22 protein-coding genes are annotated in these 18872 nt (G+C 58.8%); 8 read left to right on the top strand and 14 right to left on the bottom strand.

The window, feature by feature from the left end; genetic code table 11:
- Positions 1 to 142 precede the first annotated feature (142 nt).
- Positions 143 to 2317 carry a TonB-dependent siderophore receptor gene (locus tag GE543_RS25765; protein WP_153222673.1) on the bottom strand — a complete coding sequence of 725 codons (2175 nt, stop codon included), beginning with the start codon at positions 2315 to 2317 and terminating at the stop codon, positions 143 to 145.
- Between the two features lie 302 nt (positions 2318 to 2619).
- Between GE543_RS25765 and GE543_RS25760 the strand changes: the two genes are divergently transcribed.
- Positions 2620 to 2928, top strand: a complete 309-nt coding sequence (locus GE543_RS25760; RefSeq protein WP_003314514.1) for a PepSY domain-containing protein — start codon at positions 2620 to 2622, stop codon at positions 2926 to 2928.
- Between the two features lie 93 nt (positions 2929 to 3021).
- Here GE543_RS25760 and GE543_RS25755 read toward each other — a convergent pair whose 3' ends face one another.
- From GE543_RS25755 to GE543_RS25720, 8 genes are all read right to left on the bottom strand, one after another.
- The gene (locus GE543_RS25755) at positions 3022 to 4185 is read right to left on the bottom strand and encodes a PQQ-dependent sugar dehydrogenase (RefSeq protein ID WP_153222672.1); all 1164 of its coding nucleotides are present in this window, start codon (positions 4183 to 4185) and stop codon (positions 3022 to 3024) included.
- A gap of 55 nt (positions 4186 to 4240) precedes the next feature.
- Positions 4241 to 4564: a hypothetical protein gene (locus tag GE543_RS25750; protein ID WP_003418274.1), complete on the bottom strand. Its 324-nt coding sequence runs from the start codon at positions 4562 to 4564 to the stop codon at positions 4241 to 4243.
- A 250-nt stretch (positions 4565 to 4814) separates the two neighbouring features.
- Positions 4815 to 5999, bottom strand: coding sequence for a GAF domain-containing sensor histidine kinase (locus GE543_RS25745; protein ID WP_153222671.1), 1185 nt, complete (start codon positions 5997 to 5999; stop codon positions 4815 to 4817).
- A gap of 113 nt (positions 6000 to 6112) precedes the next feature.
- Positions 6113 to 7300: a PAS domain-containing sensor histidine kinase gene (locus GE543_RS25740; RefSeq protein WP_046236306.1), complete on the bottom strand. Its 1188-nt coding sequence runs from the start codon at positions 7298 to 7300 to the stop codon at positions 6113 to 6115.
- Positions 7290 to 8111: an alpha/beta fold hydrolase gene (locus GE543_RS25735; RefSeq protein ID WP_153222670.1), complete on the bottom strand. Its 822-nt coding sequence runs from the start codon at positions 8109 to 8111 to the stop codon at positions 7290 to 7292. Before GE543_RS25735 ends, GE543_RS25740 begins: the two co-directional genes overlap by 11 nt.
- A gap of 211 nt (positions 8112 to 8322) precedes the next feature.
- Positions 8323 to 8760: a nucleoside deaminase gene (locus GE543_RS25730; protein WP_046236308.1), complete on the bottom strand. Its 438-nt coding sequence runs from the start codon at positions 8758 to 8760 to the stop codon at positions 8323 to 8325.
- A 30-nt stretch (positions 8761 to 8790) separates the two neighbouring features.
- Entirely contained in the window at positions 8791 to 9291 is a 501-nt protein-coding gene (locus GE543_RS25725; protein WP_103689787.1) for a hypothetical protein, read from the bottom strand.
- Positions 9292 to 9424: 133 nt separating this feature from the next.
- Positions 9425 to 10438, bottom strand: a complete 1014-nt coding sequence (locus GE543_RS25720; protein ID WP_153222669.1) for an ABC transporter substrate-binding protein — start codon at positions 10436 to 10438, stop codon at positions 9425 to 9427.
- A gap of 120 nt (positions 10439 to 10558) precedes the next feature.
- Between GE543_RS25720 and GE543_RS25715 the strand changes: the two genes are divergently transcribed.
- Positions 10559 to 10969, top strand: coding sequence for a GNAT family N-acetyltransferase (locus GE543_RS25715; protein ID WP_153222668.1), 411 nt, complete (start codon positions 10559 to 10561; stop codon positions 10967 to 10969).
- A 24-nt stretch (positions 10970 to 10993) separates the two neighbouring features.
- Here the strand turns inward: GE543_RS25715 and def are convergent, their stop codons facing one another.
- The 3 genes from def to GE543_RS25700 form a co-directional block, all read right to left on the bottom strand.
- On the bottom strand, positions 10994 to 11533 hold the full coding sequence (def, locus tag GE543_RS25710) for a peptide deformylase (RefSeq protein WP_153222667.1): 540 nt from the start codon (positions 11531 to 11533) through the stop codon (positions 10994 to 10996).
- Between the two features lie 51 nt (positions 11534 to 11584).
- Complete coding sequence (locus GE543_RS25705; protein ID WP_003363368.1) at positions 11585 to 12553, bottom strand: YihY/virulence factor BrkB family protein; 969 nt, start codon at positions 12551 to 12553, stop codon at positions 11585 to 11587.
- Positions 12554 to 12779: 226 nt separating this feature from the next.
- Positions 12780 to 12971, bottom strand: coding sequence for a CsbD family protein (locus tag GE543_RS25700; protein WP_003363370.1), 192 nt, complete (start codon positions 12969 to 12971; stop codon positions 12780 to 12782).
- Between the two features lie 220 nt (positions 12972 to 13191).
- On the opposite strand from GE543_RS25700, the gene GE543_RS25695 reads away from it, so the two are divergent.
- Complete coding sequence (locus GE543_RS25695) at positions 13192 to 13572, top strand: hypothetical protein (RefSeq protein WP_153222666.1); 381 nt, start codon at positions 13192 to 13194, stop codon at positions 13570 to 13572.
- 90 nt (positions 13573 to 13662) lie between these two features.
- Here GE543_RS25695 and GE543_RS25690 read toward each other — a convergent pair whose 3' ends face one another.
- Complete coding sequence (locus GE543_RS25690; protein WP_153222665.1) at positions 13663 to 14064, bottom strand: DUF2177 family protein; 402 nt, start codon at positions 14062 to 14064, stop codon at positions 13663 to 13665.
- 144 nt (positions 14065 to 14208) lie between these two features.
- Between GE543_RS25690 and GE543_RS25685 the strand changes: the two genes are divergently transcribed.
- A complete protein-coding gene (locus GE543_RS25685) occupies positions 14209 to 14841 on the top strand; it encodes a DsbA family protein (protein ID WP_153222664.1) in 633 nt (210 codons plus the stop codon).
- Positions 14842 to 14910: 69 nt separating this feature from the next.
- On the opposite strand, the gene GE543_RS25680 is transcribed toward GE543_RS25685, so the two are convergent.
- Positions 14911 to 15747: a S1 RNA-binding domain-containing protein gene (locus GE543_RS25680; RefSeq protein ID WP_046236314.1), complete on the bottom strand. Its 837-nt coding sequence runs from the start codon at positions 15745 to 15747 to the stop codon at positions 14911 to 14913.
- A gap of 306 nt (positions 15748 to 16053) precedes the next feature.
- On the opposite strand from GE543_RS25680, the gene GE543_RS25675 reads away from it, so the two are divergent.
- From GE543_RS25675 to GE543_RS25660, 4 genes are all read left to right on the top strand, one after another.
- Positions 16054 to 16242 carry a hypothetical protein gene (locus GE543_RS25675; RefSeq protein WP_002554403.1) on the top strand — a complete coding sequence of 63 codons (189 nt, stop codon included), beginning with the start codon at positions 16054 to 16056 and terminating at the stop codon, positions 16240 to 16242.
- Positions 16243 to 16409: 167 nt separating this feature from the next.
- Positions 16410 to 16922 carry a hypothetical protein gene (locus GE543_RS25670; protein ID WP_003412760.1) on the top strand — a complete coding sequence of 171 codons (513 nt, stop codon included), beginning with the start codon at positions 16410 to 16412 and terminating at the stop codon, positions 16920 to 16922.
- A 144-nt stretch (positions 16923 to 17066) separates the two neighbouring features.
- Positions 17067 to 17795: a TorF family putative porin gene (locus tag GE543_RS25665; RefSeq protein WP_003412762.1), complete on the top strand. Its 729-nt coding sequence runs from the start codon at positions 17067 to 17069 to the stop codon at positions 17793 to 17795.
- 69 nt (positions 17796 to 17864) lie between these two features.
- Complete coding sequence (locus GE543_RS25660) at positions 17865 to 18728, top strand: DUF6279 family lipoprotein (protein ID WP_153222663.1); 864 nt, start codon at positions 17865 to 17867, stop codon at positions 18726 to 18728.
- Positions 18729 to 18872: the final 144 nt, after the last annotated feature.

Genomic DNA, 18872 nt, shown 5'->3' with positions numbered 1-18872 from the left:
ACCAGAGCGTGAGGAACGATAACCGCAACTATCGTGCGGCGCTCTGCGTCGCATGCCGTTCCGGACTGCATTCCCACGCCGGAGAGTGCGGAGCGATCATCTCGACTGGCGTGCCGATGCTCCGCGTACCAGAGCCCTTCCGCTAAAAGTTGACGGAGGCCGACAATCTCGCCGTTCTGGGCGCGCCCATGAACAGGTAGTCGTCGCCCAGATACTCTCCGGCATCACGCCAGTAGCGTTTGTCGAAGAGGTTGTCGACGGTCAGGCGCAGAACGGTGTCGTAACCGCTGATTCGGGTGCTGTAACGGCTGCCGATATTGAACAGTGCGTAGTCATTGACCTGCACGGTACCTTCACGGTCAGCGTACTTGCTGGCGCTGTACTGCACGCCGCCGAGCAACGCGAGCCCGGGCACCGGCAGGCTGTAGTCGGCTTGCAGGGTGCCACGGTATCTGGGCACATTGAGGGCCTGATGATCGTCATAGGCCTCGGTGCCGCTGTCTTCAACGCGTGCCCGGATGGCCGCCGCACTGGCGGATATCTGCAGGCGGTCAGTCACCCAGCCACTTGCCCCCAGTTCAAGGCCGGTGTTTTTCTGCTCGCCTTGCTGTACGTAAGTGAACGTACCGTCATCGTTGGGCCTGGAATACTGGTACGCCTGGCGGGCCTGAAACACTGCGGCGGTCAGGCTCATGCGCTGCCAGTCATACTTGATGCCTGCTTCCAGCTGTCGGGATACGGTCGGCGCAAGAATTTCACTGGCATTGGTGGTGAACCACGCTGCCGTCCCGCCCAGCGACAGGCCCTTGCTGTAGCTGGTATAGAGCGAAACATTGTCCACCGGCTTGTAGATCAGCGCCGCCTGGGGCAGAAACACATAGCGCTCGGTGTGTCGCGCATCACTGCCGTCCTCGTTGAATGCCTGCTCGTCGAGCCGCACCCCGCGTCCGCCCAGCACGGTTTGCCAGTGCTCGTTGAAGCTGATCCGGTCGGTGGCAAACAGCCCGTACTGGCGGCTGTCCAGGCGGCGCTCGGTATGTGCAAGCGCCAGGGTCGAGGGTGCCACCTGCTCAGGTGCCTCATTGATATTGCCCGAGCCGACGAATTCGTTGAAGGTCCCGCGCGTATCGACCGTGCGGCGGTAGGCACTGCTGCCGAAGGTCAGTTCGTGCCCCAGCGATCCGGTAGTGAATGTGCCGGACATGGCCGCTTCGACTTCATCGTTGCGACGCGTATCGTCAGGGCTGCGGAAATCATAGATGTCATAACCGCCCTCGGCACTGAAATGGTTAGGCACCGCTTGCCCTGCGCAACTGGCCGAGCCGTAGCACCCCCACGCAAAGGCACTGTAGTCATCGATGACCACGCGACTGCGTGACGCGCTGAGACTGCCCTTCCAGCTGTCATTGAAGCGATATTCGAAACGTCCGTTCATGTTCAGCGAGTCGATACCGACCGGATTGGACCAGTTCTGGTAGCCCAGCAATTTACGTGGCGAGGCATCGTGAGGCAGTGCAGTGCCGCCCAGAAGCTGATAACCGGGCACCGAACGCTGCTCTTTGGTCTGGTACTCGACGTCGAGTTGCAGCAGGGCGCGCTCGCTGATGTTCCAGTCGAACGCCAGCGAGGCAAAATCGCGCTGGCCATCGGCGTGTTCGACATACGAACGAATGTCTTCGTGGGCAAGGTTGGCGCGCAGGCCAAACTGTTGCTCACTGCCGAACCAGCCCCCGACGTCGGTCGCGATGTAGCGTTCGCCGTGTTCGTTGGTCGAGACCGTGACCGAGCGAACGTCCTGCGCCCGTTTGGTCTGATAATTGATGACCCCACCGGGCTCGGCCACGCCGCTCTGCAGTCCGGAAAGCCCCTTGAGCAACTCGACCTGCTGCTTGTTCTCCAGCGCTACGTTCTGCTCACCGGCAATGCTGCGGCCGTTGATGCGATAACTGTTGGCGGCGTTCAGCGAAAACCCGCGCACCACAAAGTTTTCGTAATAGCCCACCGGGGCATAGCCGTCGCCGACCGACGCGTCGTTGCGCAGCACTTCACTCAGCAGCTTTGCCTGACGGTCCTTGATCAACGCGGCGCTGAACACCGACACCGAGGCGGGCGTGTCCAGCAGAGAAGCCTGGTCGAACCCGAAAATCGATGCCCGCTCAGCTTTATAGTCGCCGGTGCTTTCCGGCTCGCTGAATCCAGTGACGTTGACCGCATCCAGGCTGAGCGCCTCTGCGGCCAGCGACGGCGAGGCAACCGCCATACCCAACGGTAACAATCGCCAGGCGTGGCGCATGGCAGGTCGGTAAGGCGTTTTCATCGAGCAGACTCCGCAAGGACAGATGCCTGGACAGACGCGACGCACCTTCCGGCAGGGGGCCAACCTTTTACGTTCACTGTCGGTTTTTTTCAACCTTTACGTGATGCGTTGCCTGTAAACGAAGTACTGGGGAAAACTTTACTTACGAATCGGCACAGCGAGACCGGCTTCAAAACGCTTCGCACACTTGAATAATTAAGCGTGAATTAAGTAAGCGCGGATAATCTGAGTTCAACAAAACCGCTGAACCAATCAGCGTGTGATGAATCAATCAAGACAGATCAATCAGAAAGGAATACCCCATGAAACTTATGCCTGCCGTTTTCGCCGCTGTTGCCCTCACTGCTGTTGCAGGTGCCGCCCAGGCTGACGTTGGTCCCGATGAAGTGATCCGCCTGTACAAGTCCCAGGCGTTGGGTGACTTCGAACAGTTCAACAAGAATGCCGTTGCCAAGCACCAGGGCTTCACGGTCCACGATACCGAACTGGACAAGGACCGCACCGGCCGCCTGATCTATCAGATCGAACTGAAAGACGCCAAGGGTGTGGAGTGGAACTACGACGTTGATGCCAAGACGGGCGAAGTGGTACGTGACGCAAAGGATAATTGATCCGAGGGCTTTACCGGTTACCACCGCAAGCAACTCATAAGAAAATTCCCACAATATTGTGGGAATTTTCCTTTTCAAGCGGTTAACAGTTTATTACTGAGCCAAGCCCACTTTCAGCAGACTTCCCTTATCGTCGTCGGTCAACAGATACAAGTAACCGTCCGGTCCCTGACGCACATCCCGTATGCGCTGTTTCATGTCTTTCAACAGACGCTCTTCATGAACGATCTTGTCATTCTCGAACTGCAGCCTGATCAACTTTTCAGTGGCCAGCGCACCGATGAAGACACTGTGATCCCATGCCTTGAAAAGGCTGTGGTCATAGAACGCCATGCCACTGAGGCCCGGCGACACTTCCCAGACCTGGAACGGAATTTTGGTCCCTTCGACAACCTTGCCCTTGGACTCCGAAATCGGCTGACCCGAGTAGTCGATACCGTGGGTCGCGATCGGCCAGCCGTAATTTGCGCCACGCTCGATGATATTCAGCTCATCACCGCCCTTGGGACCATGCTCGTTGGTCCACAACGTGCCGGTCCAGGGGTCGAGCGCGGCGCCCTGCTGATTGCGATGGCCATAAGACCATATCTCGGGGCGTACGCCCTTCTGGCCCACGAACGGGTTGTCTTTCGGTACGCTGCCGTCCGGATAGATGCGCACGATCTTGCCCTGCAGCTTGTCCAGATCCTGCGCAGTGGGGCGCTGATTGTTTTCGCCCAGCGCGATGAACAGGTAGCCGTCGCGATCGAAGACCATCCGCGCGCCGAAGTGGTTGCCCACCGACAGTTTCGGTTCCTGGCGGAAGATGACTTCGAAGTCTTCCAGACGGGTCATGTCCTTGGACAGACGACCACGCCCTGCGGCAGTGCCGGCGGTATCACCCTCGGCGGCGGTCTTGCCGCTGCCCTCCGAGTAGGTCAGATAGACCATACGGTCCTTGGCGAAGTCCGGTGACAGCACCACATCGAGCAGACCGCCCTGCTTTTGCGCCCAGACTTGCGGGACTCCGGAAAGCGGTGCAGACAATTTGCCATCCGCCGACACCACGCGCAGGTTGCCGGAACGCTCTGTCACCAGCATGCCTTGCCTGTCAGGCAGAAAGGCCAGCCCCCACGGATGATCCAGACCTTCGACAACAGGCGTCACCGTGACGGTGCCCAGCTCGCTTTTGTAGGACTCCGTAGCGGCGCTGGCCGCCAGTGGCAGGCTCAGAATGGCTGCAGTACACAATGTCGCGATCAGGGTTTTTCTAAGCATGAGCGTTTCCTTATGCATTGAGTCGACGTCCGCAAGGGTTCGCCGGGTTGAAAATTCAGTTGCCGCGCTTGGGGTCGGTTATCGGAGTAGTAGAAGGACGTGGCGTGTTCTGGCGCGTAGGATAGCCGTTGCCGATGCCACCGTTTTCCAGAGTGGGCTTGCGCACCGGCGGCGCGATGTTGGGGCCTCGGGACGGTGGCACGCTGGACTCGGTGCCTTGGCGGCTGTTGGGGTTGGCACGGTGAATCGGGCTGTTATAGGGGTTGCTGCTGGCACCGTTGTTGAGGGTGCTGTTTGGCAGCGTCTGCGCCTGGACCGCACCGATGCTGCATGACGCAACAAGCACGCCGCCGACAAGATTGCGCACAAAACTGTTCATCACTACCTCTGGGCAAAGTGAAAACTTCGGAGTAACCGTGAAGGCTCAGGCCTTTGATGGCAACCCAGGCCTCAGGTTCGACGCGACACTGCCGATGAGCAAGCAAAGCGCTGGGAGAGTTTGTAACAAGGATGGTCAGGGCTGTCGCAGCCGAACGACGCAACGGCCTGCAGCCCAAGGTTTGCGGAGCCCAAAAAAGCACTTGATGAGCAGCCTGTGCGCTCAAAAGGCACAGGCTGGCGCAGGGTGCCTAAGCAGATTTCAACGGCATGCTGAAGGTAAAGACCGTGCCCTGCTCGCGCGTCGAGCACACCTCGAGCGTACCTCCATGGGCGATGGCTATCTCGCTGGCGATGTACAAGCCCAGTCCGAGGCCGGCTTGCGGCTCGTCGGTGATGGGTCTCGAGTACGGCAGGAACAGTTGCGCACGAACCGATTCAGGTATCGGCTCTCCCTGATTGGTAACGCTGAGCACAAACACCTCGCCATGCACGCCTGCCGTCACTTCGACCGGGCTCTCGGCATCACCATGGCTGATCGCGTTGGACACCAGATTGGAGAGCAATTGCGCGATCCGCTCGTGATCGCAGCGGATACGCTCCAGCTCGCCTATGTTCGAGTGAATCGGCCGTGACGGGTGAACGCGCTGCACCTCTGAAACCACATGCTCCAGGGTTTTATCCAGGCCAGGCGCCTCATGGATACTGAGAGGAATGCCATGACCCATGCGGCCTCGGGCAAAATCGAGCACGTCATCGACCAGCTGCGAGGCGCGCTGGCCAGAGGTCAGGATGTGTTGCACGACCTGCTGGGCCTTTTCGTCCAGCGGACGGCGCAGCAGCAGTTCGGCACTGGCATTGATGGCAAACAGCGGGTTGCGCAGGTCGTGCCCCAGCACGGCGATAAACTGCTCGCGCAGCTCAGCCACCTCACGTTCGGCGAGCAGGTCTTCACGCGCCTGTTGCAGGTTTTCCTCGGCCTCGATCTGCAGCGCCAGAAGACGTGCGAACGACACCATCATGGCTTCGATGGGCGTACCGATCAGCTTCGCCGGCTTGGGATCCAGCGCGCAGATAGTGCCGAAAAAGGAGCCGTCGGAAAGAAAGATCGGCACCGAGATATAGCTCTGGAAGCTGTACAGACGTGGAGTGTCATGCGCACAGAACAGCGGGTCCTCGGCGACATGATCAATCACCACAGCCTTGTGGGAGCTGCGAATCTCGTGGCAGATGGTGCTGCTCAGCTCCAGCTCGCCGCCGGGTTTCAAACCGAAATCGAGCGTGTCCAGGACCGCACAGGCCGTCCAGGTGGTTTCGGTTACACGCGCAACGGCGGCGAAACCCAACCCGGTGGATTCGGCAATGACTTGTAGGATGGCCGGCACCGCGCTGATCCGACTGATCGTGGCCACATCATTTGAAAGGGATCGCCGCATGTAGAACCTGTATGAGCCTTGATGTGATGACGCAGCACGTAAGTTTAGAACTGTAACGATTTTTCTGCACCCGTGAATAACACGGGTTGATCGTCAATCTGCATGAAACCTGATCAAACCTCGGTTTTCGCCGGGGGACGCGGAAACGCCACGGTGAAGGTCGTGCCCTCTTCAGCCGAAGAACGAACCGTCACATCGCCCAGATGGGCTCGAACGATCTCGCGCACGATAAACAGGCCGAGCCCGACGGTGCGCGTCTCGTCACTGTCGCTGACCACGCGTACGACGGGCTCGTACAAGTCGTCTACCTTCTCCATCGGTATCGGTTCACCAACGTTGTGCACCGACAGTTTGATCATCCAGGTGTCGAACGACGACGTAATCAAAACCTCGCCGTCATCGGTGCCGTAATTGATGGCATTGCTGACCAGATTGCCAAGCATCTGCAGCAGGCGGTCAGGATCAGCCGAACACGCGCCCTGCCCTTCGCTGCGATGGGTCAGCACCCGATCCGGGAAAACCTGGCGCAGCTCTTCGACGCCACGGGCGACGACTGCGTGAAAGTCGACAGGCTGAGGTACGACGGTAATGCCACTGCCGACCCGGGCGTGGGTGAAATCCAGCAGGTCGACAATCATGCGATCGGCACGGTCGGTGGAATGGTTGATGTGTCCCAGAATCCGCTCTTGGCGCGACTCCAGCGGCGTGCGTTCCAGCAGCCCGGCAGCCATCTTGATCGCGGCCAGCGGGTTGCGCAGGTCGTGGCTGACGATGCCAATCATCTGTTCGGCAAAAATAGCCCGGATCTCTGCCTCGGCATGCGCCAGACGCAAGCGATTGCGCGCCGAAGTCAGCTCGCTCTGCACGGTCATCTGCTGTTGCAGGAGCTCTTCGGCGATCTTGCGGGCAGCCAGCAGTTCGCGCTCGTACTTGTTGCGCTCTTCGGCCAGGAACACGGCCACTTCATGCAGACACCCCGACGGGTACTCGCGGCGTACGGCATTGAGCATCATCGGAATGGGGCGGCCATCGGCATGAATCAGCTCGACCTTGACCTCGGCAATTGAACCTTGCGACTGCAGCGTGGGCGCCCAGTGAGTCTGCAGAAAGGCCTTGCCTGCCAGACTCAGCAGTTCCTGAAAGCGGCGGCCCACAACAGCGTCGCGCTCCAGACCCAGCCATCGGCAAAACGTCAGATTGGCGCGCTCGATGGTGCCGTTGGGCAACGTGATCAACAGACCACAGGGCGCATGCTCGTAGAGGTCTTCCGTGACAGGCAGACTCACCTGTTCAATGGTCATGTGCGGCGCTCTCGTAAGAGGCCAGAAACTGATTCATCGCAGTAATGCACTCCTGTGCTGCGCTCATGTGCGGGTAGTGCCCTACGTTGTCGATCATGTGCAGGGTGCTGTCGGCGATGACGCGGTGCAGGTATTCACCCACCTCGACCGGCACCACCATATCGTCGCTGCTTTGCAGAATGAGTGTTCTGCTCTTGAGTTGTGCGACATCGGCACGATGGTCGGATAAAAACGTCACGCGGGCAAACTGTCTGGCGATCTCGGCATTGGTGCGACAGAAACTGTTGGCGAGTTCTTCGCTCAGTTCAGGCCGGTCCGAGGCGCCCATGAGTGCCGGCGCCATGGTGCTCGACCAGCCAAGATAATTGCTTTCCAGCGTCTCAAGCAACGAATCCACATCGGCGCGAGTGAATCCCCCCATGTAATCTTTCTCGTTGAGGTAATGCGGGGATGGACCAATCATGATGTGACCGTCGAACCGGCCGGGCGACTGAAGCTCGGCCAGCACGGCAATCATACAACTGACCGAATGACCGACGTGCACCACCGGCCCCTCTGCGGCGAACTCGTTGACCACCTCCAGCAAGTCGGTTGCATAGCCTTTGAGCGACGAATACTTGTGCGGATACCAGGCCGACACATCAGAATTGCCGTTGCCCACCAGGTCGAACAGCACGACCTTGAAGCGCGCTGCGAAGTGCGGCGCCATAAAACGCCACATGTTCTGATCGCAGCCGAATCCATGAGCGAAAATCAGAGTGATCGGTCCGTCGCCTGAAATATTGACGTTGTTGCGCTGCTGGACCGACATGTCGGGCTCCAAAAATGGCCAGGTAAACGGCTGGGTATGTGCATACCGTGATAAAGATGGGAGGAGATTATCACCGTTAAAGGCACATTAGTGGCACAAACCGCACTTTAAGGCAGGAGCGTCACGAACTGCATGCCAATGCGGAGCATTGGCACGATGAGCAGTCAGATTTACGATGAGCGCGGAGCGTGGGGCTGACAAGACGCTGGGTTCACTCGCCGATGTCTTCGTTCCACAGTTCGGGCTTGCTGGCGATAAAGTCTTTCATCATGTGTGTGCACTCAGGGTTATCCAGCACGTCGATCTGCACGCCACGCGAGCGCAGCAGTTCTTCCTCGCCCATGAATGACGCATTCTCACCGATGATCACTTTGCGAATGCCGTAGAGCAGGATCGCACCGCTGCACATCGCACAAGGCGAAAGCGTGGTGTAGAGGACCGATTCACGGTAAACACTGGCCGGCTGGCGACCGGCATTCTCCAGCGCATCCATCTCGCCATGCTTCGTCGCACTGCCCTCTTGTACACGACGGTTGTGGCCTCGACCGATGATTTTGCCGCCGTGGACGATGACCGAACCGATAGGTATTCCGCCTTCCTTCAGCCCGAGTTGTGCCTCATCGAATGCTGCCTGCATGAATGCGTCCATGTTCTTTGCCTCGTCTCGTCAAAATAGCTGTCAGCGTCGCAGTGCTGCCTCGGCATTGCTCAGCGCACGACTGACAAATTGTCCCAGCAGCTCCGATGACCGGGCTTTCATATCGGTGCTGACCTGGGTATTTCTCGCCCTGAATCTGTTCCCCAATGCAGGCGAATCCTCGCCCTGATTGAGCGAACGCAATTCCTCGGCGGTAAAGGCATGAGCATAAGCGGCTGCCAGGTTGCGGTCCCACTGCGCCTGATATTCCGGCTTGAGGCGCTGCAATTCCTTCTGTACCAGTTCCTGCGCTTCAGTCTTGCCGACAGCCTGCACGATACCGGCAAACGTGGCCGTGCGCGAGGCGACCTGATACCCCAGCCAGGCGAGACCTTCGCCCAGGTTTCGTTGTTCCACCAGGGCCAGCGCCATGTCGTCGGCCTCTTCGGCGCTGGCCGGATGCATCGCGTCCAGGCACAGACAGGCCAGCAATGCCAGGCAGGTCTGCCACCTGCCGCGCGAGCCCCGAACGTGATCAGTCATGACGCCTCCCGAGCATCGATTGACCCAGACCTGAACTTATCAGCTCGGCGGGGCTTTACCACCCGGCGCGTCGCATACCGGTCATCGATGCCGCTATCAGCTATGCGCCGCGTGTCATTCAGCTGGGCGATAATCAAAGACCGCTGCTCACCCGTTCCGCCACATCGGCAGGCAACCAGGCTTTCCAGACGTCGGGATGCTGCTTGAGAAAGCGTGCAGCCACGACCTTGGCATCCTCATGCTTGTCACTCATTTCGCCCAGGGTCCTGTTCAGCAGGTCAATCGGGAAATCCACGCCTTTGAAGACACTCACCAGTTCAGGGTATTGCTTGCTGAATTCTGCCGATACGCCGATCGACAGGGTTGCCGCCAGCGAAGACGTGCCACGCGGGTTTGGGTTGCTGGCGTCGGTCAGGGTTTTCCAGGCTTCAGCGTCAAAGGCCGGCTCTTCCAGTTTGATCAGCTTGTACTTGCCCAACAGGGGCGTAGGTGACCAGTAGTAAAACAACACCGGCTTGCCGCGCCGGATGGACGATGCGACCTCGGCGTCCAATGCTGCGCCCGAGCCGGTGCGGAAGTTGACGAAGCTGTCGGCCAGGCCATAAGCCTTGAGTTTCTGGGTGTTGACGATTTCCGAAGTCCAGCCGCTCGGGCTGTTGAGGAATCGGCCCTTGTCCGGCGATTCCGGGTCTTTGAAGACGTCCTTGTAGCGCGCCAGGTCCGCGACAGACTTCAGGTCAGGCGCCAGCGGCTTGATACCTTTGGCGGCGTCGCCCTTGATCACGTACTCGGGCACCCACCAGCCTTCGGTCGCGCCCTTGACGATGTTGCCCAGGCCGAGCACCTTGCCTTCCTCTTCAGCCTTGACCCACACCGGACTGCGTCCGGTCCACTCTTCGGCGATCACCTGAATGTCATTTTTCGCCAGCGCGGTTTCCAGGCTGACGGTACTGCCGGGCAGGGTATCGGTCGGGTAGCCATAACCCTTCTCGACAATGGTACGCAGGACTTCAGTGATCAGGCTGCCGCTCTCCCAGGTCAGCGCGCCAAACTGGATAGGCTTGGTTTTTTCAGCCGCTGTCGCGGTCTGCCCCAGCAGGCCCAGCGCCAGAAGTGAACAGCCCAGTATTCGTGTTATTGATTTCATGCTCACCTCAAATGGCGCGGAAGAAACGGGTCTGAAAGTATCGACACCAGCCTGCGCCGATTAGTTGTCACGGCTTGAGCCTCTGTATGATGCAAGGCCCCTATTTCAAGCCCAGCCGCGATGTCCGAAATCCAGTTCTACCCGCTACCTGATGAGTGTCGCCCGTTGCTGGGCAAGTTCTACCGCGAGCACCAGTCGTCAATGCGCGCTGCCAGCAAGGGCCAGGCGTGGGTTGCAAAGCAGGCAGAAATCATTGGTGCGTTGTGCCTGACGCCTGTCGCAGAGGGGCATTGGCTGACCGGGCTGTTCGTGGCGCCGGCGCTGCGTGGACAAGCAGTGGCGCGGGGCCTGATCGAAGCGGCATTGCAACCGCTGAACGGGCCGGTGTGGCTGTTCTGCCATCCGGACCTGCTGGGCTTTTACCAACGCTCAGGGTTCGAGACGGCACAGCGTCTGCCACAGGCCCTGGGCGAACGGTTCATGCGTTACAGCCGCAGCAAGCCGCTGATCGCACTGTGCCGCGAAGCCTGACGGCTTCGCAGCGCAACACGACCATCACTCGTCGGCATTGGGGTCCATGTCCGGAAACATCACGTCCATGAAGCCGAATTTGCTGAAATCGGTGATGCGCGACGGGTAAAGCCGACCGATCAGGTGGTCGCATTCATGCTGAACGACCCGCGCGTGAAAGCCTTGGGCAACACGCTCGATGGGCTGGCCCTGAGGATCGAAGCCTTCGTAACGAATGCTCTGATAACGGTCCACCATGCCGCGCAATCCGGGCACTGACAGACACCCTTCCCAGCCCTCTTCCAGCGCCGGGCTCAGCGGGGTAATCAGCGGGTTGATGAGGATCGTCTGCGGGACCGCTTCGGCCTCGGGATAGCGCTCGTTGCGCTCGAAACCGAAAATCACCAGTTGCAGATCGATGCCGATCTGCGGTGCCGCCAGCCCCACACCGCCGACGCTGTGCATGGTTTCGAACATGTCGGCGATCAGCGTATCGAGCTCGCTGCTGCCGAACATCTCTGCGGGCACCGGAGGGGCGATGCGCAACAAGCGCTCATCGCCCATCTTCAGGATTTTGTGGATCATGACTGCGTGTCCCTTGCCGACTTAAAGAAGCGATCTTGCCACACAAAGCGATCAGGCTTCGTCCGCCTTCTGCAGCGGCACCGAATGGTCGCGGCCCAAGCCGGAGACATGCTGCTTGCCTGTCTCGCTGCTTTCCTCGCCCAGGCCGTCACCGGCTTCCTTCTCGCCTGCGTCCTTGCCTTCGGCGGACATGTGCTCGATCACCGCATTCATTTCCGCACCCAGCAACAGCACCGCTGCCGAAATATAGAAGTACAGCAACAGCACGATGATCGCGCCGATGCTGCCGTACATGGCGTTGTAGTCGGCAAAGGTCTTGACGTAAAAACCGAACGCCAGGGAAGCAACGATCCACACCACCACGGCCAGCACCGAGCCTGGGGTGATAAAGCGAAACTCCTGTTTGACGTCCGGCATCACGTAATAGATCAGCGCCACAGCGACCATCAGCAGAATAATGATCGCGGGCCAGCGCAGAATCGTCCACAGCGTGACGATGAAGTCTTCCATGCCGATCTGCGCGGCAATCCAGTTCATGACCTGCGGCCCGAGCACCATGAAAGCTGCTGCTGCCAGCAACATGCCGGCAATGCCTACGGTGTAGAGAATCGACAGCGGCAGACGCTTCCAGATCGGGCGCCCTTCGACGACGTCGTACGCAGCGTTCATGGCGCTCATCATCAGGCGCACACCCGCTGAAGCGGTCCACAGCGCGATGACGATACCGATCGACAGCAAGCCGCCCTTGGACTGCTGCAACTGGTCGATGACCGGGTTGACCTGTTCGAGTGCCTGCGGCGGCAAGAGGAATTCCGATTGCAGTCGCAACCAGGAGAAAAAGTCCGGCAGATGCAGAAAGCCGATCAGCGCGATCAGAAACAGCAGGAACGGAAACAGAGAAAACAGCATCTGGTAAGCCAGTGCCGATGCATAGGTGGACATCTCGTCATCGAGGAACTCGTTGACGGTTCTCACCAGCACTTTGCCGACTTTCAATTTACGCAAATGGGGGAAAATCATGGCGCTTCCTCTCGCTCCCTTACTGGAAAACCTTGCATCCTGAAAACCGGCATCTCATGAATGACGTGTCGCGCTGACGAAGCCGATACACGAATGCCGATGGCACATTGACTGGACAGGCCATGAAAGGTTTCAGTCCCGCAGAGCAGAAAGCATAACGGCCATCCGTGGATGACCGTTATCGGTAATGCCTGCTCCCGGCGCCAAAGCGCCGGAAACAATCGACTCAAGCCTTGTCCACGCCCTTCTTGATCGCGTCCTTGACTTCGCCTTTTGCCTGCTGGCCTTCGCCTTTCAGCTCTTGTACCTTGCCTTCAGCCCGCAGTTTGTCGTTGTCGGTAGCCTTGCCAACAGCCTGCTTGACGTTACCAACTGCTTCGTTGGCCATACCTTTGGCTTTATCGCTGGTGCTGCTCATCGGAAATCTCCTGGGTCTGAAGACCGCACTGGATCGGATGTCGTACTCGACAAAAGATTGACCTGTGCCGGTGGCGAAGAGTTTCAACTATTTTTCGGGCCGCCATTGCCGCTCATCTGCCGTGCATTGAGGCAGGCTTGCAGCAGAGTTTGTGCGAGAATGCGCGCCACCGTTGTCCGGCAGGGCCGACACGCTGAACACACCGATTCACAGGAACGTTATGAAACTCGATAAAAAGCTGGCCATTGCACGCAGAAACCAGGATCTGGGTGGTGCAGTGCTGGGCGTCAACAACACGCATTTCGCCGTGCTGGACCACAAAAGAAACATCTGGTGGTTCGACCTGCCTGTCCCGCGCCTGCAAGTAGGTCAGTACGAGTGGCTGCACCTGCTGCTGTACACGCCTGAAACCGACCAGTTACTGCATTTGAAAGTGACCACGGTCTTCATGCGCGATCACATGGAAGGCCTTGAAGTGCGCAATGCCGACAAGCGCAAACCGACCGTCAGCCTGGAGCTGAGCGCCGACAAGGACTCTTTCCTCAAGGACATGCGCCCCAAGGGCAGCAACCTGAGTTTTGCCAGCTTCCTGCAGAAGTAACTGTAAACCCAGCGGCAGATTAGCCGCTGCGTTCCCGTACTGTGCCGGGTGAGCGTTGCGTGTCGGCAACGCTCATTCCGGCACACCGCTTCATGCAAATTTACGCACAGCAAGATAGCCCGCCGTACCGGCCAGCGCCGACACCACCGTGCCCCACGCGTGATCCACCAGCGCCAGCTGCGCCGGCCAGCCCTGCAAGGTGGCCCAGTTGGTCAGGTCATAGGTGCCATAGGCAATCAGCCCCAGCAGCCCGCTGCACAATGTCGCGTGGCTCAGTCGTTGCACTCTGAGCGCAGGCATGACGCCGAAAAACACCACCCCCGCCCCATACAGCAGATAAAACGCGATGGCAGGTCCCAGGACCGGCGTGTCGAGCATCAGTGGTCCGAGCCATTCACGGTAGGTCGGGCCCATCAACACGCCCAGCCACAGTCCGTCGAGGATCAGAAACGCCAGCAATGTGCCGAAGTAAGCGATCAGTATTCTTTTCATGGCGCGTCCTTGATGAAGTTTCAGGGCCGGGAAAGCCCGCTTGAGGGTATGACCGACCAAAGGTAGACATTGATCCATCCAACTTCAGGACTTTTAAAAGGTTAAGGGAGTCAGTGTTAACGAGCGTTATGGAGTTTCAAGCACATGAACACTGTTGGTCCCCTGAAAATAGATGTCTGGAGCGACTACGTCTGCCCGTTCTGCTACCTGCAACTGGCCGTCCTGGAACAGCTTCAGCAAACCTACGGTGAACGGCTCGAATTCAATTGGCATGCCTTTGAACTGCGCCCCGATCCGCTGGACCTGCTCGACCCGAGTGCCGATTATCTGCGTGAAACCTGGTCTAGGTCAGTGCTGCCGATGGCCGACAGGCGTCAGGTGACAATGAAGATGCCCAGCGTTCAGCCGCGCAGCCGCAAGGTGCTGGAAGCCGCGGCGTTTGCCAGGAACGCAGGGAGTTTTGAAGCCTTCCACAAAGAGGCTTACCGGGCGTTCTTCGAAAAGGGGCTGGATATCGGCGAGACGCACACGTTGCTCGACCTGGCCTCCACCACCGGACTGGATCGGCAAGCGATGGAGCAGGCACTCAACGCCGGTCATTTCGAAAAGGCCGTGATGGACGACCAGCAACTGGCGCAGAAGCTTGGGTTGAGAGCGGTGCCGGTCGTGCTGCTGCGACGCAGTGACGAGGCACTGGAAGACGCGCGGGTATTCAATGGCACCTTGCCGTTCGAGCGCCTGAGCCAGGAAATAGACGCGCTCGCCACCTGGGCCTGAGGTGCTGCGAGCTGCTTCGATTGCAGCTCACATCAATTGCCGCTCAGGCACCCAGGCTGCGATGCCGTATCAGACCAGCTCGATACGGTCGGCGTGAATCACGATCTGACCCTGCTTGTACAACGCACCAATGGCCTTTTTAAAGTTGCCCTTGCTGACGCCAAACAGACCGCTGATGACTTGCGGATCACTTTTATCGCTGACCGGCAGCGTGCCGTTGTTCTCGCGCAGCTTGGCAAGAATCTTCGAATTCAAGCTGCTTGCGGCCTCTGCACCGACGGGCTGCAGGCTCAGGCTGATATTGCCGTCGCTGCGAATTTCCTTGATGTAGCCTTTTTCCTGCTTGCCGGCGCGCATGAACTTGAACACTTCGTTCTTGTGAATCAGGCCCCAGTGCTTGTTGTTGATGATCGCCTTGAAGCCCATGTCGGTCGCTTCGGCGACCAGCAGGTCGACTTCCTGCCCCACGCTGTAATTGGCGGGAGTCTTGTCCAGGTAGCGGTCCAGACGCGCAGTGGCGGTAATGCGCCGTGTGTGCTTGTCGAGGTAGACGTGAACCACGCAGTAATCACCGGCCTGCAAGGTGCGCTTCTCTTCGGAGTACGGCAGCAACAGGTCCTTGGGCAGGCCCCAGTCGAGGAATACACCGATGCTGTTGACTTCAACCACCTTCAGGCTGGCGAACTCACCGACCTGCACCTTGGGTTTTTCAGTGGTGGCGAGCAGCTTGTCTTCGCTGTCCAGATAGACGAACACATTGAGCCAGTCTTCATCTTCCGTAGGAACGTCCTTGGGGATGTACCGATTGGGCAGCAGGATTTCACCATCCTGCGCACCGTCCAGATACAGACCGAAGTTCGTGTGCTTGACGATTTGCAAGCTGTTGTAGCGCCCGATTAAAGCCATTTCCAGATACCCTCATTACGTGGGCGGCATTCTACCCGACTTTGAGTGCGGGTTCGCGTTGCGTGGCCGAAGGTGGCGATGCTGCCTCCACTCGTCAGTTTCCCGGCCCCCCATCAATCGGCCTTGCCGGGCGGCGGCGGCGCGTCTCGTCGAGAATTTATATCTGAAAACAGTCGGTTAGCGCCATTTCGAATAAATCCGGCAAGCCACCGGGTGCAGGCCCGGCTCGGGCGAATGCCATATTCACCAAGCAATAATCAAGCATTTCCTGTACTCTGGCTGGCCGTATTACGTTTATGAAGGTAAATGGCAGCCATGCGTATCAAAGCATCCCACTCGAAAGCCAAACCCGCCCCAGCCGTTGAAACGAGCGACTCGATCAACGCGCAGATTGCAGCTTTCCTGAAGTCCGGCGGTGAAATCCAGCAAATTGCCAAAGGCGTGAGTGGCCAGACCTTCGCACCTTCCAAGCAGATCAATCTCGGTAAAAAGTAAAACCGCGTCCTGCCTGTCGATCTCTACGCGCCTTGACGCTCAAGGCGCTAGATTGACCATCCTTCGCTGGATATTCTTCCGGTCACGCTGCTACTCTCTCCTCTGATATCACTATGACCACGAGCTGGATCACGCTCTGGACGTTATCTTCTTTGTGGAATGCTCGAATGAAGAACTGGATGCTTTTCGGTGCACTTGTCTACCTTGGCGGCTGCGCGTCGCACCACTGCGAAAACGGCCCCAACGACAGTCAGCTCACCGACAGCCCCTGCCGGGCAGAGCACCTGCTGTATCAGAACGACATGCTGCAGGCCAAACTGCTGATCAGCGAAGACAACCGCGAAAACTATGAACTGGCCGAAGCCATGCTGCGCCGTGCCGCACTTGACGACGCGTCGGGCGAAGCCGAGTTCTATCAGGCCGTGTTGCTGATTCGCCAGCAGGCCGACCAAAAGCAGATCATCGATTTGCTGCAAACCGCCGCGAAACACAAGCATCCATTGGCCATCGCCCTGCTCTCCCAGCAACTGAGTGTCAGCGATCCAAAACTTGCAGAACGTTACCAGTCCGAATACGCCCAACTGGACGTCGCCAAGAGCGGCTACCCGTCGTTCGAGCAGGCGCTGGTGGTGATTCGCGGGCTGATCATCCCCTCTGCGCGCACCACTGCGGCCAACTGACACACAACGGATCGACGAACGGTCCGCCCCGAGCTCATTTCGACGGTATGCTTGCGAGGCTCTAGCTCGCGGCTTGTGTCGGCTCCTGAGCCATTTTCGATACGCCATCCCTGACCACACTCCTCGCAGATCAAGGAGTGAGCCATGCTCAGCCATCGCTTACACGTGCTGTCTTTCAGTGCCCTGCTTGTTTGTCAGTCCGTCTCTGCCCAGGTTCTGGAGCGGGATCTGGGCGACTTCGACCTGAAACTCGCCACCACGCCTACGCGCAGCATGGCCCAGGGTCTGGTAACGCCCACCGGCGGTTCCGGCTCCTTTCATGGCGGCATGGACCTGACCCACGAGAGCGGTTTCTACTTCGGACAATGGGCCCCCAATATGGGCCTGGCCTCGGATACCGGGATGGAGCTCGACTCCTACATGGGCTTCAAGAAGCCCTTCGATAACACCCTTGGCTACGAGCTGGGGATGATTCGTTACAGTTACCCCGACACCAGCCAGATCGACAGCCACGAGTTCTATGCCGGCCTGCGCATGCGCGACAGCCGGATCGGCGCGGCCTTCAGTAACGATGTCGGCACCCGCGACAGTACGGTATTCGTCGATCTGGGCGCCATCGAGCAACTCGGCGTCGGGGTGCGCATGCAGTACGCCAATCACCAGTTCGATACCCCGCAGTCCGCCGCCGACGGCGGGTTGATCAACGGCTTCAACGACTGGTCGCTGAACCTGTCACGCCCCTGGCTGGGCATCGACATGAACCTCATCTACAGCGGCTCCAGCCTGAGCGGCGGCGATTGCAGCGTCTACAGCGGGCACAACGCACGCTGTGACGGGACGTTTACCCTCAAAGCGGTGCGTTCATTCTTTTAAAGGCCCAAACCGGTTGAACTGCCAGACGCTACGCTCCTCTACTGCACGTCAGTACGCCAAGGAGATGTCATGCAGTCTTTATTCAAAGCATTCGTCACGCTGTTGATGACCGTTGCACTGCTCGCAGGATGCAATCAGGTAGGACTGGCGTATCGCAACCTCGACGTGATCATTCCGTGGACGCTCAGCGACTACCTGGACATGAATTCGGAACAGAAAGGCTGGCTGGACGTGCGCCTCAAGCAACATTTGAGCTGGCACTGCAGCACCCAGCTGCCGGAATACCTGACCTGGCTGGACAAACTCGAGGACATGGTCAAGACCGACCAGGTGACGTACGAAGGGCTGCAGGCTCGTACCAGCGAAGCCAAAGAGGCGATTGCCAAGATCTCGAAGGAAATCACTCCATCTGCCGTGGAGCTGCTGTCGCGCTTTGACGACAAGCAAGTGCAGGAGATGCAGGAATCGTTCGCCAAGGATCAGCGCAAGCGCGAAAACAAATACCTCGACCAGCCACTGGAACGCCAGATTGCAGAACGCGCCGACCGTATGCAGAAACGCGTGACGCCGTGGGTCGGCAAGCTCAATCAGGCGCAGAAAGACCGCATTCAGGCCTGGTCTGCATCGCTGGGCGAACAGAACAAGGCCTGGATTGAAAACCGTACGCGCTGGCAGAACCTGTTCCTCTCCACGGTGCAGCAGCGTCAGGCCAGCGACTTTCCGCAACGCATCGCCGCGCTATTGCAGGACCGCGAGACGTTCTGGACCCCTGAATACCGCAAGGCCTACGACCAGACCGAGAAGGCCGCGATATCGCTGATCGTCGACATCACCGCCCTGAGCACGCCGGAACAGCGCGCCAAACTGCTGAGCCGCATCGCCGATATGCGCAAGGACTTCACCGACCTCGATTGCCTGAAGTCGCAGCAGTAGTTCGATAGCCCTCTCACCACAACTATCGTACCCATGCTCCGCATGGGTATGCCTTCCCGGACGCTCTGCGTACTGCCTTGAGTGCGCGGCGCGGCGCAGAATCGTGACGCGGAGCGTCACCCAATGCATTCCCACGCGGAGTGG

The sequence above is a fragment of the Pseudomonas sp. SZ57 genome (genome assembly GCF_009495975.1).
Classification (GTDB): domain Bacteria; phylum Pseudomonadota; class Gammaproteobacteria; order Pseudomonadales; family Pseudomonadaceae; genus Aquipseudomonas; species Aquipseudomonas syringae.
The sequence above is the reverse complement of the archived record's forward strand: the minus strand, read 5'-3'. Positions and strand labels throughout refer to the sequence as shown.

What these genes read in the sequence shown, in the direction of transcription:
- GE543_RS25765 (WP_153222673.1), bottom strand. Translation starts at nt 2,317, where the DNA reads ATGAAAACGCCTTACCGACCTGCCATGCGCCACGCCTGGCGATTGTTA.
- GE543_RS25760 (WP_003314514.1), top strand. Translation starts at nt 2,620, where the DNA reads ATGAAACTTATGCCTGCCGTTTTCGCCGCTGTTGCCCTCACTGCTGTT.
- GE543_RS25755 (WP_153222672.1), bottom strand. Translation starts at nt 4,185, where the DNA reads ATGCTTAGAAAAACCCTGATCGCGACATTGTGTACTGCAGCCATTCTG.
- GE543_RS25750 (WP_003418274.1), bottom strand. Translation starts at nt 4,564, where the DNA reads ATGAACAGTTTTGTGCGCAATCTTGTCGGCGGCGTGCTTGTTGCGTCA.
- GE543_RS25745 (WP_153222671.1), bottom strand. Translation starts at nt 5,999, where the DNA reads ATGCGGCGATCCCTTTCAAATGATGTGGCCACGATCAGTCGGATCAGC.
- GE543_RS25740 (WP_046236306.1), bottom strand. Translation starts at nt 7,300, where the DNA reads ATGACCATTGAACAGGTGAGTCTGCCTGTCACGGAAGACCTCTACGAG.
- GE543_RS25735 (WP_153222670.1), bottom strand. Translation starts at nt 8,111, where the DNA reads ATGTCGGTCCAGCAGCGCAACAACGTCAATATTTCAGGCGACGGACCG.
- GE543_RS25730 (WP_046236308.1), bottom strand. Translation starts at nt 8,760, where the DNA reads ATGGACGCATTCATGCAGGCAGCATTCGATGAGGCACAACTCGGGCTG.
- GE543_RS25725 (WP_103689787.1), bottom strand. Translation starts at nt 9,291, where the DNA reads ATGACTGATCACGTTCGGGGCTCGCGCGGCAGGTGGCAGACCTGCCTG.
- GE543_RS25720 (WP_153222669.1), bottom strand. Translation starts at nt 10,438, where the DNA reads ATGAAATCAATAACACGAATACTGGGCTGTTCACTTCTGGCGCTGGGC.
- GE543_RS25715 (WP_153222668.1), top strand. Translation starts at nt 10,559, where the DNA reads ATGTCCGAAATCCAGTTCTACCCGCTACCTGATGAGTGTCGCCCGTTG.
- def (WP_153222667.1), bottom strand. Translation starts at nt 11,533, where the DNA reads ATGATCCACAAAATCCTGAAGATGGGCGATGAGCGCTTGTTGCGCATC.
- GE543_RS25705 (WP_003363368.1), bottom strand. Translation starts at nt 12,553, where the DNA reads ATGATTTTCCCCCATTTGCGTAAATTGAAAGTCGGCAAAGTGCTGGTG.
- GE543_RS25700 (WP_003363370.1), bottom strand. Translation starts at nt 12,971, where the DNA reads ATGAGCAGCACCAGCGATAAAGCCAAAGGTATGGCCAACGAAGCAGTT.
- GE543_RS25695 (WP_153222666.1), top strand. Translation starts at nt 13,192, where the DNA reads ATGAAACTCGATAAAAAGCTGGCCATTGCACGCAGAAACCAGGATCTG.
- GE543_RS25690 (WP_153222665.1), bottom strand. Translation starts at nt 14,064, where the DNA reads ATGAAAAGAATACTGATCGCTTACTTCGGCACATTGCTGGCGTTTCTG.
- GE543_RS25685 (WP_153222664.1), top strand. Translation starts at nt 14,209, where the DNA reads ATGAACACTGTTGGTCCCCTGAAAATAGATGTCTGGAGCGACTACGTC.
- GE543_RS25680 (WP_046236314.1), bottom strand. Translation starts at nt 15,747, where the DNA reads ATGGCTTTAATCGGGCGCTACAACAGCTTGCAAATCGTCAAGCACACG.
- GE543_RS25675 (WP_002554403.1), top strand. Translation starts at nt 16,054, where the DNA reads ATGGCAGCCATGCGTATCAAAGCATCCCACTCGAAAGCCAAACCCGCC.
- GE543_RS25670 (WP_003412760.1), top strand. Translation starts at nt 16,410, where the DNA reads ATGAAGAACTGGATGCTTTTCGGTGCACTTGTCTACCTTGGCGGCTGC.
- GE543_RS25665 (WP_003412762.1), top strand. Translation starts at nt 17,067, where the DNA reads ATGCTCAGCCATCGCTTACACGTGCTGTCTTTCAGTGCCCTGCTTGTT.
- GE543_RS25660 (WP_153222663.1), top strand. Translation starts at nt 17,865, where the DNA reads ATGCAGTCTTTATTCAAAGCATTCGTCACGCTGTTGATGACCGTTGCA.